Here is a 12,783-nt window from a genome sequence, read left to right as displayed (position 1 = left end):
TTTTGGTTTTTTTTTTTTGTTTCGGCTCTCTCCTAAAAATATCTTTGTTGGCCCGCGCTTTGGCTTTTGTTGGTGTGGGGTGGTCCCGCCCTGGCGCGGCGGGCCCCCCCACTACGGAGGCATTGCTGGTGGAGCTTCTGCCGAGCATGGCTTGGCACTACGGAGTCATTACTGGTGGAGCCCCTGCCGAGCATGGCTCGGCACTACCGCCGGGGGCGGCATGATGAGGCCGTGATTTTGCTGGTCATGTTCAGACCGGTATGCTGGCGCGCATGCAGCTATCTCGAATTACCCCGTTCCTTCTGTTCCTGGCTTCGCTGGCAGCAGCACCTCTGGCCCATGCCCGCGGCACCATCGAAAAAGTACAGATCAAAGGTCTGGACAAGGGTGACGACGCCGAGATAATTGAAAACATCGAGGTGTCGCTGTCGGTCTACGACGCGATAGGCAAGGTGCAGGGGGAGTCACGGCTGGACTACCTGCTGTCGCAGGCTGAGCGGCAGACCCGTACGGCGCTGGAGCCATTCGGCTTCTACAACCCCAAGATCACCGTGGAGGCACCACGCACCGGCGATACCCTGCAGGTGCTGATCCAGGTCGACAAGGGCGCGCAGGTCAAGGTCCGCAACCAGGAGCTGGACATCACCGGCCCGGCCTCGCGTGACAAGTACCTGCAGGAGGACATCGAAGCCTTCCATCCCAAGACTGGCGAGGTCTTCGACTCGGTCAGCTACGAGGCCAGCAAGATCACCATCACCCGCCGCCTGGCCGAGCGTGGCTACTTCGATGCCGATTTCACCCAGCGCAAGGTCGAAGTGACCCGTGCCGAGAACGCCGCCGACATCTTCCTCACCTGGGACAGCGGCCGCCGCTACAACATGGGGCAGATCACCTTCGAGCAGGATTATTTCCGCCCGGGTCTGTTCGAGCCACTGGTGTACTGGGAGCAGGGCAGCTATTGGCATGAAGGCAAGCTCGACCGTCTGCGCGAGTCGCTGACCAAGCTCGATTACTTCAGTGTCATCGACATCCAGCCGCATCCGGAGCAGGCCGATGACAACGGCGAGGTGCCGGTCAACGTCAAACTGACCCGCGCCAAGCGCACCATCTACACCGCCGGCCTGAGCTATGGCAGCGAGAGCGGCCCGGGTGTGCGCGGCGGCGTCGAGCGCCGCTACGTCAATCGTCGCGGGCACAAGCTCAGCACCCAGTTGGACTACGCGCAGCGGCGCAAGAGCTTCATCACCAGCTACCGCGTGCCGGGTTTCCGCTGGTTGGATGGCTGGTACAGCTATGCGGTCAGTGCCTATGACGAGCAGACCGATTACATCGATCTGCGCAACGTCAAGCTGATCGCCAGCCGCAGCGGCGAAATCAACGAGAACCTGACCGCCATCGTCTCGATGAATGCACTGCGCGAACGCTGGGGCTACAGCTCCGGCAACCAGTTCAACGCGGCTGTCTACAATTACTCGACGCTGGTCTACCCACAGCTCACCGCCGACTACGTCAACGTTGACGACAAAAGCTTCCCGCGTCGCGGCATCAGCGGCAATGCCACCATGCGTGGTGGCATCGAAGGCGCCGGTTCGGATACCAGTTTTGTCCAGGCCGATGCCACCGTGCGCTGGTACATCCCGCTGGGTGATTCGGACCGATTGATCCTGCGTGGGCAGGCCGGCACCACCTGGACCAGTGATCTGGTATCGATGCCACCGAGCCTGCGCTACTTCGCCGGTGGTGACCGTTCCATCCGTGGTTATGCCTACCGCGAAGTCGGCCCACGCACGCCGGCACCGGACAAGTTCGCGCTGGGCGCGAAGAACCTGGTGATCGGCTCGGCCGAATATGAGCATTACTTTGGCGGCGGCCCTTGGGGCGGCGCGGTGTTCGTGAATACCGGCAGCGCCTTCGACAACAACATAGACCTGCATACCGGCGTCGGTTTCGGCGTGCGCTGGAAATCGCCGGTAGGCCCGGTGCGTATTGATATCGCCCATGGTTTGAACAGCCCTGATTCGCAGTTCCAGCTCTACCTCAACATCGGAGCGGACCTATGAGCCGCCGGCCCGACGAGGTGAGTCCGGAAGAGCGCGAAGCGCGCATCGCCGAGCTGCGTGCCAAGCGCAAGGCGCGGCTGCGCACGCTGGCGGTACGCAGCGGCATCACCATCACCGTGCTGGTGTTGCTGGGCCTGTTCGCGCTGTATTGGCTGCTGCAGACCGTGGCCGGGCGGGAGGTGCTGCTGGCGCAGGTGGTGGCACGCCTGCCAGCCGGTTCATCGCTGACCTGGAGCAAGGCCGAAGGTCCGCTGGCCGGCCCGCTGATCCTGCACGACCTGGATTTCCGCTACAACGAGCTGCACTTCACTGCCGGCAAGGCCTATCTGGACCCGGATATCCGCCCGCTGCTCGGCCGCAAACTGCGCCTGGATGCGTTGCGCATCAGCGACGCCACGCTGGAACTCGGTCCGTCGGAAGACAAGCCCTTCGAGCTGCCCAACTGGCCGGATGTGTTGCCCGCCATCGAGTTGCCGCTGGCCTTGCAGGCCGACACCATCGTCATCGATGGCCTGCGCATCACCCAGCTGCAGCAGCCGATCATCGACATCAGCAAGGTCCGTGGTGGGCTTGAAGCTGCCAACGGTGAATTCACCGCCAACCAGATCAAGGTCAACAGCAACCTCGGCGATTTCCGCATCGACGGCCATTACTTGCCGCGCGAAGACTACGCGACAGACTTGACCGTGCGCGCGCTGATGCCGCCACGTCCGGGCCAGCCCGCCGCGCGGCTGGGTCTGGTCGCACGTGGCAACCTGGCCCATATGGAAGTTGCAGTGGCCGGCTATGCGCCCAAGCCGTTGCACGTAAATTTCATTCTGGACGGACGCAGCGATCCGGTGTGGAATGTGGCCGCGCGCAGTGAGCAGCTGGATATCGGTCAATTGGTACCGGCGCAGTTCCTGGCCGAGGCACCGGCACCGCTGGCGCTGGATTTCACTGCGCGTGGTCGCGGCGGTCAGGCGCGGCTGCAGGGCCGGGTACGCCAGGGTGAAAACGAGCTGGTGCTGGCACCGTCCAATGTCGCCATCGACAAGCAGGTGCTGACCGTCGCGCCGCTGGTTGCAGAAGCCTTCGGCGGCAGCGTGCGCCTGCAGGGCACTGCCGATTTCAGCGATGCACAGAATCCGGGCTTCCGCTTCGCAGTGGTGGCCAATCAACTGACCTACACGCCTGAGCCGGACCCGAGTTCGCCGGACAGCACCCCGGTGCCGCTGCACCTGAAGGAAGCGCGGCTGGGTGTGGCGGGAAATCTGAAGAACTGGGCCGCCGTTGGCAAAGCCGATGTGGCACGTGAAGCACAGGACGCCAGTCTCGATTTCGATGTGCGTGGCAATGACCAGCAGGCACATATCGAGCGCCTCAAGGCGACCACGCCCGGTGGCGCGCTGGAACTGAAGGGTTCGGCGGCATGGGCACCGACGCTGGCCTGGGATGTGGACGCGACGCTGTCCAAGTTCGATCCCGGCTATTTCGCACCGGGCTGGGAAGGCAATCTGTCCGGCTCGCTGGCCTCCAAGGGCAAGCAGCTGCCGGTGGTGGCCGGGAGCAGCGATATGCGCTTCGAGGCGACGTTGGATGTGCCGCAGATCAACGGCACGCTGCGCGGCCGTCGTGTCGATGCGCGCGCCAAGCTCGCGCTGCAGGGCATGCAGGGCGAGGGCAATGTACGGCTGGTGATGGGCGACAGCCAGATCGAGGCCAAGGGCAAGGTCGGTGATCGTCTGGACGTGGATGCGCGGCTGGAGCCGCTGCACCTGTCCGATCTGCTGCCCGGCGGCACCGGCAGCCTGGCCGGTACCTTGCAGCTGCGTGGCACGCCGAGCCAGCCGGACATCACCGCTGACCTGCGCGGCAATGGCCTGCAATGGGACGACTGGAAGGCGCAGCAGATCAGCATCAACGGCCGCCTGCCATGGCAGGGCAACAACGGCGCGCTGGAGATCCATGGCAGCGCGGTCGAAGTCGGCATGCTGCTGGACCAGGTCAACATCAACGCGCGTGGCAGCGTGCAGAACCTGCAGCTGGAAGCCGACACCCGCAACGAGCTGGGCGCGGTCGTGCTCAGCGGCAGCGTGCATCAGCAGGGCCAGACCTGGCGCGGCGAGCTTGCCTCGCTGCGCATCGCGCCGGTCAAGGGCGCGCCGTGGCAGCTGCGGCAGCCGGCCGCCTTCAGTGCACAGGGCAGCAACTTCACTCTCGCCAATGCCTGTCTGGGCTCGGATACCGGCGGTGCCCTGTGCCTTGCAGCCAACTGGCCGCGTGAGGGGCTGCAGCTGCGCGGTGATGCCCTGCCGCTTGCACTGGTGCAGCCATGGTTGCCACCCAATGAAGGCCGCCGCATGTATCTGCGCGGTGAACTCACCCTGGACGGCAACATCCGCCCGCGTGGCAATGCCTGGGAGGGGGCCTTCAAGGTAGCCTCGGCCGAAGGCGGCATCCGCCTCGGCGACAACGCCCGTGGCGAGCTGGTGCGCTACGACAACTTCTCGCTCAACGTCGACATGCTGCCCAACGGTATCAAGGGCTACCTCGGCGTCGGCTTCAAGGGCGACGGCTTCATCGATGCCAAGGTGCAGACCGGTTGGGAGCCCAACGCGGCGCTCACTGGCGAGCTGTACATGAACATCGCGCGGCTGTACTGGCTGGAGTTGTTTTCCCCAGATCTGGTGCGCCCGCAAGGGCTGATCGAAGGCCACGTCAGCCTGCGTGGCACGCGCTCGCAGCCGACCCTGGGTGGCGAGGCCAAGCTCAGCAACTTCACCGGTGAATTCCCGGCGCTGGGCCTGACCCTGAGCGAAGGCAAGGGCAGTTTCATCGCCCAGCCCGACGGCTCGGCGCGTATCAGCGCATCGACCAAGACCGGTGGCGAAGGCACGCTGCAGGTGGACGGTGGCCTGTCCTGGTTCGGTGATGCGCAGCCCTTGCAGCTGCATATCCATGGCGACAAGGTGCTGCTGGCCAATACCAGCGAACTGCGGGTGGTGGCCAACCCGGATCTGGACTTCACCCTGGCTGGCACCGCGATGGAACTGCGTGGCAGCGTGCATGTGCCCGAGGCCGATCTGGATCTTGAGCGCCTGGACCGTGGCACCTCGGCCTCGGAAGATATCGTTGTGCTGGACCCGGTCGACCCGGAAGAAGGCCCGTCCTCGCCGCTGGACATGGACCTGACCGTCAGCCTCGGCGACAAGGTCAAGATGAGTGGCTTCGGCTTGAAGGGCGCGCTGACCGGCAAGATGCAGGTGCGTGCGCGTCCGGGCCGCGAGATGACCGCCAACGGCGGCCTGGAAGTCAGCGGCCGCTACAAGGCCTATGGTCAGGACCTGACCATCACCGATGGCCAGCTGCTATGGAACTACGGCGTGGTCTCCGATCCGCGCATCAACATCAAGGCCGAGCGTTCGATTGGCGATGTCACCGCCGGCATCCACGTCACCGGCCGCGCGCAGCAGCCGAAGGTGGACGTGTGGTCGGATCCGGCGATGTCGCAATCCGAATCGCTGGCCTATCTGGTGCTGGGGCGCAGCCTGAGCATGGCCAGCAGCGACCAGGCACAGCAGGTCAACGCGGCCTCGGCGGCATTGTCGGCCGGTACCGGCCTGCTCGCCGCGCAGGTGGGTGCAAAGCTGGGCCTGGACGATGCCGGCGTCAGCCAATCACGCGCGCTGGGTGGCTCGGTGATCGGCGTAGGCAAATACATCACGCCCAAGCTCTACATCGGCTACGGCGTCTCGCTGGTTGGCAGCGGCTCGGTACTGACCTTGAAGTACCTGCTGCGGCGCGGCTTCGACATCGAAGTGGAATCGTCAACGGTCGAGAACCGCGGCTCGGTGAACTGGCGCAAGGAGCGCTGAGGGTACGGAGTGTTATGGGAGCGGCGTAAGCCGCGAAGCCACCACTCCGCCCGCAGCCATTGGCGCATTGCAATGGCCGAAGATCAGCTTTGTCGCGAAGTCACGCTGCAGTGGTTTCGCGGCTGATGCCGCTCCTACAGCTCCCGCCGCCAGTCACGCGATCGATCAATGTCCGTATTGAGGTGAAATTGCTTGGAGTAGAAATGCGTAGCTTCGCGTTGCTTGAGTATGTGACCGCTGTCTATTCCACCCGGTGTAATGTCAGCCGCATTGGGTGTTGGTGAGGTAGCGTCGACGATGCGATCGACCGAGGTCGAAGATGCAAAGCGCCAGCGTCAGGCACCCAGTCAGCATTGCAAAAGACAGTTTGGTATTGCTTACGACGAAGGGAGCGGCGATGAAGATTCCCAATGCCAGTAGCGGGGAAAAACGTGCCAATTGCGGGGATGTGAAAACGATCCTCCCCATCGCCAGCCATAGCGTGGCGCCTCCCAGTATCGTGCCGGAAACAGAAGGCTCCTCTGCTCCTAGAAGCATGGCTGTCACAGCCATTGATGCCAACAATACCCGCATTGGTGTCGGCGTGATCAGCCACCGCAACAGCAACGTCCAAGGCAATAGCCCCATGCCAAAAAGCAGCATGAACAGTATGCCGGTAATGCTTAGTGGAAAAAGGCCACCAGGCGAGGGCCAACCAGCACCTGCTTTGAGATCGTCATTGGCTTTCATCAGATAGGCGGCCAATGGCAGCAGCAACCACAGCAGTGCCAACCCGCCACCGCGAATCAAGCCAAGAAGAAAGCGATCACGGGTCAGCCTGTTCTCGGCAGTTACATCACGCCAGAAGCGGACCTGCTCTTCACACAGTGGCGGACAGGGTAGATGCGCATTGGTGCCACCAACGTGCCCCAAAGCGCTTTGCATCATGTGCAGGCGCGACGGATTTGCCGCGCTGAGCAAGGCCTGGATATGACGCCATGGGCGGCTCAGCAGCGTGCGGCACAGCGTTGCTTCCGGCAACGTCGCCGGTGCGTCTTCGTCCGTTTGCAGTTGTATGGCCAGCGCTGATTCATTGCCGGCTTGCCATATCCAACGTTGGTGCATGGTCGTGGCCATGACCGTCAGTGCATCGGGGTCAACATGCGTACCGATTTCATCCCAGCCAAACGCCGCTGCGATCAGATCAAAGTTGGCACCATTGATGGAATCAGACCCGTTCCAAAGCCGACCGAGCAACGCATCACCTGCCTCTGCTTTGGCAGTGAGTGACCAAAGCTCGGGGCAGGCCAGCAGCCAGTCATTGAATGCGTCGGGTGCGAGCGTGCGCGCGGCATCGGTGATGCGCTCAACCAAGTCGCCAATGTCGACGTGCAGTGCTTGCTCGGCGAAGCCTGCCGTATCAAGTGTGTGCGGTGGCGCAGTCTGCGGCGACTCAAGGCTCGCTACGCATTCGAACACAAGCGGTGTGGCAGCCTGTTGCTGCTGCGCTGGTGGAAAGCCGGGGTGGTTCGCCAACAGTGCTGGTGTGGCAGTATCCGCGATCGCTTCCGGTTCCGGCTGCAAGGTCCACGAGACGTCATCGTAGTCTTGTTCGCTCTCTTGTTCCTCGGCAATGTCCTGGCGGTGGCGTTGCCACTGCAGCGCAGTCTGGTAGGCCTCATGCAGACGCTGAAAGCCTTCGGGATTCTCATCGGGGCGGTTGTCACGCAATAGCCGCGCGTAAGCGCGTTTGATGGTGCGCTCGTCTGCGCTGTGCTCCAGCTCCAGCGCCTCAAATGCCCAGTTCACAGCAGGCCCTCAAGTTGGTCCAGCGCCCGGTCCAGTTCGCGGCGATCACGCTCAACCCGCTGCGTATCCTGGCTCTCCAAGACCTCGCGGAACTGCAGCAGCCAGCCCTGCAGTTGCTCGCGGTGGTCCACAAATTCGGAGTACATACGCTCGGTCCGTGCGATCAACGCAAGGTTTGGTTGCTGTTCGCGCGGGTGTACTTTCAACGTGTCCAACGCCTTCAGTCGTTCGCGGATCTGCTCCGGCGCAAGTACGCCGGGGTTCTGCTCCAACACCAGCTCATGACGCTTGCCGGTGGCGTTCTCTGTGACTTCCACCTGCAGAATGCCGTCCATGTCATAAGTGAAGCGGGTAGTGACCGAGCGGTCCCCGTCGCCGCGCGCGGTGATCGGAACCCGCAGTTCGCCCAGTTTGATGTTCTTGTCGACGGTGGGGCTTTCACCCTGATAGACATCGATGCGCAGAAACTTCTGTTCGGCGGAGACTGGGTGGAACGTATCCTCGCGACTTACCGGCACCACGCTGTTGCGCTGGATGATGGGATGGAAATAGCCCGACCGTTCCTTGCCGTCCGGCCCCATTCGCGACACCTGGGTGCCAAGTGTGTAGGGGCAGACATCGGTCAACACGATCTCCCGCAGCGCGCTGTCGCGTGCCTTCATGCCGGCAGCGACGGCTGCACCCAGAGCGATTGCCTGATCGGGGTTGATGTGACGCAAGGGCAGACGTCCGAACATGCGCGCTGCTAAGCGGGTGACCATCGGCATGCGAGCGGCGCCGCCGACCAGGATGATGTCGTCCAACGCCTCGGGCTTGAGCCTTGCATCGCGGATTGCGCGCTCGATGGGCGCACGCATGCGCTGCAGTAGTGGTTCGCACAGCTGCGCGTAGCGTGGCTCGTCGATGACCCATTGCAGTTCGCGACCAGCAAGCGTGATTTCCAGGTTCGCCTGGCCGATGCCGCTCAGCTCACGTTTGAGCTGTTCCAGGCGCTGCATGAGTTGCGCGGCTTCGGCGGCACTCAGCGTGGCGGCATCGAGCTTGTTGTCCTGTTTGAATGCGCGCGCAAGGACTTCCAGGAAATCTTCGCCGCCCAGAAAGTTATCGCCGGCGCTGGCATGCACTTCCACGATGCCGTCGAACAGTTCCAGTACCGAAACGTCGAAAGTACCACCGCCCAGGTCCAATACCAGGATGCTTCCTTCGCGCTCGCGCTGCTGCAGGCCATAGGCCAGCGCGGCGGCGGTCGGTTCGTTGATCAGGCGCTCGACGCGGATGCCGGCCAGCTGCCCGGCTGCGCGGGTTGCCTTGCGCTGCGCGTCGGAGAAATAGGCCGGCACGCTGATGACGGCTTCTTCGACCTTGTGGCCAAGCGCGGCCTCTGCATCGGCCAAGAGTGAGCGCAGTACCAATGCAGACAATTCTTCTGGACGAAAGCGATGTTCGCCCAGCCGTGTCTCGCGCTCGGTGCCCATCCAACGCTTGAAATGGGCGACGCTTTCGCCGGGGTGGCTGACCAGCCGGTCACGCGCGGCCTGACCAACCAGCACCGCGTCATCGGCAACGCTGACCACCGACGGCGTCAGCAGCTGTCCATGCGGATTGGGGAAGAGTACCGGGCCATCGGCGCTGTGCATGCCGATCGAAGAGTGCGTTGTACCCAGATCTATACCAACGATCATCCTTGAATATCCTGTCCTGATTGGTCGAAGGATTGTAGGCAAGGGTCGGTCCTGCGACCACATTCATCTGTGCAAGGTTGCTGCGACTGGCTTGCACAGCTACTGTCTCCGCCTGTTCTGTAACCCTCTGGAGTTCTGATGACGCGTAAACCACTTGCTGCCGCGCTGGCGCTTGGCATGAGCCTGGCCACTGCTGCCGCCCACGCCAACGAAGGCATGTGGATGCCCACACAGCTGCCGGAACTGGCCAGGACGCTGAAGGACGCCGGTTTCAAGGGTGACCCGAAGCAGTTGGCCGACGTGACCGCGCCGCCGTTGAGCGCGGTGGTACGTGTCGGCGGCGGTACCGGTGCATTCGTCTCCAACGACGGCCTGTTGCTGACTAATCACCACGTGGCCTATGGCGTCATCCAGTACAACGCCAGCAAGGAGCACAACACCATCGATGATGGCTTCATTGCCCAGGGCCGCGACGATGAGCGAGCTGCCAACCCGGATTACCGGGTGCTGGTGACGGTGGGTTTCGACAAGGTCACTGATGAGGTGCTCAAGGATGCACGCGGCAAGACCGGGCGCGCCTACTTCGACGCGGTGGAAAGTGCGCGCAAGCGCATCGTCGCCGACTGCGAGGTCGAAGGCCGTGTGCGTTGCTCGGTAGCCAATATGTATTACGGCAGCGACTTCTATTGCATCCGTCAGCTGGAGTTGACCGATATCCGCTTGGTCTATGCACCGCCGCGCGCGATCGGCAACTACGGCGATGAAATCGATAATTTCATGTGGCCGCGCCACACCGGCGATTTCACCTTGCTGCGCGCGTACGTGGGCAAGGACGGCAAGCCGGCGCCGTACAGCAAGGACAATGTGCCTTACCAGCCGCCGGCGCATCTGAAGATGTCGTTGGATGGTCCCAAGGAAGGTGACTTCGCTATGTTGGCCGGCTATCCGGGCACTACCTATCGGCTGCGCACCGCTGATGAGTTCGCCAGCCAGATCGATACCGTGTTGCCGCGCCGTGTCGAGGTGTTCCAGCAGTTGATCGATGTGATCGAAGCGCAGGGCAAGGACAGCACCGATGCACGCACGCGTTACGCCTCGCAACTGCAGTCGCTGAAGAACAACCGCAAGCGGGCCGCCGGTGAGCTGGAAGGCCTGCTGCGCAGTGACGCCAAGACGCAGCGTGCACAGGATGAGCAGGCGATGCTGGCCAGTGCCGACGGCAAGTACAAGGCCGATATCGATGCGCTGTTTGCATCACTGGCGGCGGGACAGCAGGCAGGTACCGGCGAGTTCCTGCTCAGCACCTTGACCGGGCAGACCCAGCTGCTGCGTTCGGCAATGCTGCTTGAGCGCCTGCGCATCGAATCGGCGAAGCCTGACGCGCAGCGCGAAAGCGGTTACCAGCAGCGTGACCATGCCTTGATCGAAGGTGTGCTCAAGCAGGTACAGCGTCGTTACGATCCGGCCACCGAGAAGGCGTTGATCAGTGCGCTGGTGCTGCGCTACCAGCAGCTGCCCGACGACCAGCGCGAGCGCGGCTACGACGACGTTTTCGGCCGCACGCCGGCGCAACTGACGCAGCGTCTGGATGCGCTCTACAAGGGCACCGGCCTGGGTACCGAGGAAGCACGCTTGTCGCGCTTCGCCACCGCCAAGCAAGGCCAGGCGGTAGCAGCTGACCCGCTGATGCAGGCCGCAGCGGCGCTGGTGCAGGCGCAGATCGCTGCGGAGGCCAAGAGCAAGGAGCGCGAAGGCGAGCAGCTGCGCCTGCGTCCGTCCTACATGCAGGCCCTGTTTGCCTGGCGTGCAAGCCAGGGCAGGGCGGTGTACCCGGACGCCAACAGCACCCTGCGTATCAGCTACGGCAAGGTCGAGGCGCTGCACCCGCGTGATGCGGTCAGCTACGCGCCGGTGACCACGGTGGCCGGCATCGTCGAGAAGAACACCAACACGGTGCCGTTCGACGCGCCCAAGCCGCTGCTGGCAGCGATCGCCAAGGGCGACTTCGGCAGTACTGCCGATCCGGCCCTGAAGACGCAGACGGTCAACTTCCTGACCAACCTGGACACCACTGGTGGCAACTCCGGCTCACCGGTGCTCAATGCCAAGGGCGAGCTGATCGGCCTGAACTTCGATTCCAACTGGGAATCGGTCAGCGCCAGCTGGTGGTTCGATCCGCGTTACAAGCGTGCCGTGCACGTGGATATGCGTTACCTGCGCTGGTTGCTGGCCAAGGTCTATCCGGCACCGGCGCTGCTGCAGGAAATGGGCGTGCCTGCCGAGTAAGCGGAACAGAATGGGCGGCGCGAAAGCGCCGCTCATTCCATTCATAAAACGCTGTGTACCCAGTTTTCGCGATAACTGACATTACGCTGAGCTAAAATCCCAGACATACACGGGCTGTTTACTTGGCCCCGACAGGGAGAGTGTGTGGCATCGGATCTGAACTATGCGCCCGTTGGCGCAGCCAATCCCTTGGCCTTGGCGCCGCTACGTATCTGGATTGTCGGTAACCTGGAGCTGTTGCAACCGTTGTTGCCCTACGGTGCCCAGATACAGGCGCTGGACAGTGTTGAGGCGCTGTACCGCGAGTTGGTGATCGTTCCCTGCGACATCGTTGTGATCGATACCACCCGGGTCCGCGCCGGTTTGGTCGAAACCGTCGAGCATCTGCGCCGTCGTGACGACCTGGGCGTGGTGCTGTTGGTGGACCCACTCACTCCGAAACTCATTGCCGATGGCCTGTGGGCCGGCGCTGACGCCTGTTTGCCGCATCGGCCGGAGCCTGAATTCCTTGCAGCCAAGCTGTACAGCCTGCGCCGGCGCCTGCCCGGTGAAGCGGCACAATTGATGGAAGCCGCCGGCCCCGATAGCGGCAACGGCAGCTGGTCGCTGGAAGCCGACGGCTGGGACCTGCGTGGGCCCAATGCCCAGAGACTGGCGCTGACCGAGGCTGAACGCGCATTTCTCACTTTGCTGTTCTCCTCGCCGGCCGAGACAGTCGCCCGCGAGCGCCTGATTACCGCCCTCACCGACCAGCCCTGGAGCTTTGATCCGCACCGGATTGAAGTGCTGGTGCACCGTTTACGCAACCGCGTGCAGTCGGCAACCGGCTGTACCCTGCCGGTCCGCGCAGTTCGGGGTGTCGGTTACCGTTTGACGGTCTAGTTCACACTTTTTCGTTTAACCTAAATTCACTTATTTGAAGATGTGCTTATTCACATTTGTGACTGAAGGAATAAGTAAAACCTTCGTTAAATCAACGTGATAGCTATTTCACGAGGGCGGCCCTAGGTCCGTTGCGATAGTAAGTGAGAGTTTCCGTCATTGAGCGGAACTGAATAGGCGCGTGCACGCCGTAAGAATCGCCGCGATCAAAAGCACCTCACGGTGCTG

At 62.8% G+C, this 12,783-nt stretch carries 6 protein-coding genes; 4 read left to right on the top strand and 2 right to left on the bottom strand.

Annotated elements, in window-relative coordinates; genetic code table 11:
• Positions 1–260: 260 nt before the first annotated feature.
• Positions 261–2,060 carry an autotransporter assembly complex protein TamA gene (locus tag ACVOMB_RS11965; protein ID WP_481531384.1) on the top strand — a complete coding sequence of 600 codons (1,800 nt, stop codon included), beginning with the start codon at positions 261–263 and terminating at the stop codon, positions 2,058–2,060.
• Positions 2,057–5,917, top strand: a complete 3,861-nt coding sequence (locus ACVOMB_RS11960; protein WP_481531383.1) for a translocation/assembly module TamB domain-containing protein — start codon at positions 2,057–2,059, stop codon at positions 5,915–5,917. Before ACVOMB_RS11965 ends, ACVOMB_RS11960 begins: the two co-directional genes overlap by 4 nt.
• Before the next feature lie 261 nt (positions 5,918–6,178).
• Here the strand turns inward: ACVOMB_RS11960 and ACVOMB_RS11955 are convergent, their stop codons facing one another.
• Both ACVOMB_RS11955 and ACVOMB_RS11950 read right to left on the bottom strand, forming a co-directional pair.
• Positions 6,179–7,705, bottom strand: a complete 1,527-nt coding sequence (locus ACVOMB_RS11955) for a J domain-containing protein (RefSeq protein ID WP_481531382.1) — start codon at positions 7,703–7,705, stop codon at positions 6,179–6,181.
• The gene (locus ACVOMB_RS11950) at positions 7,702–9,387 is read right to left on the bottom strand and encodes an Hsp70 family protein (RefSeq protein ID WP_481531381.1); all 1,686 of its coding nucleotides are present in this window, start codon (positions 9,385–9,387) and stop codon (positions 7,702–7,704) included. Before ACVOMB_RS11950 ends, ACVOMB_RS11955 begins: the two co-directional genes overlap by 4 nt.
• A gap of 135 nt (positions 9,388–9,522) precedes the next feature.
• Here ACVOMB_RS11950 and ACVOMB_RS11945 point away from each other — a divergent pair, with 135 nt between their 5' ends.
• Both ACVOMB_RS11945 and ACVOMB_RS11940 read left to right on the top strand, forming a co-directional pair.
• Entirely contained in the window at positions 9,523–11,673 is a 2,151-nt protein-coding gene (locus tag ACVOMB_RS11945) for a S46 family peptidase (protein WP_481531386.1), read from the top strand.
• Between the two features lie 144 nt (positions 11,674–11,817).
• Positions 11,818–12,555 (top strand): winged helix-turn-helix domain-containing protein, encoded by a 738-nt coding sequence (locus tag ACVOMB_RS11940; protein WP_481531380.1) that lies wholly within the window; start codon positions 11,818–11,820, stop codon positions 12,553–12,555.
• The last annotated feature ends 228 nt before the right edge of the window (positions 12,556–12,783 follow it).

The sequence above is a fragment of the Stenotrophomonas sp. STEN018 genome (assembly GCF_056760235.1).
This window is presented reverse-complemented; position numbering and strand designations above follow the sequence as displayed.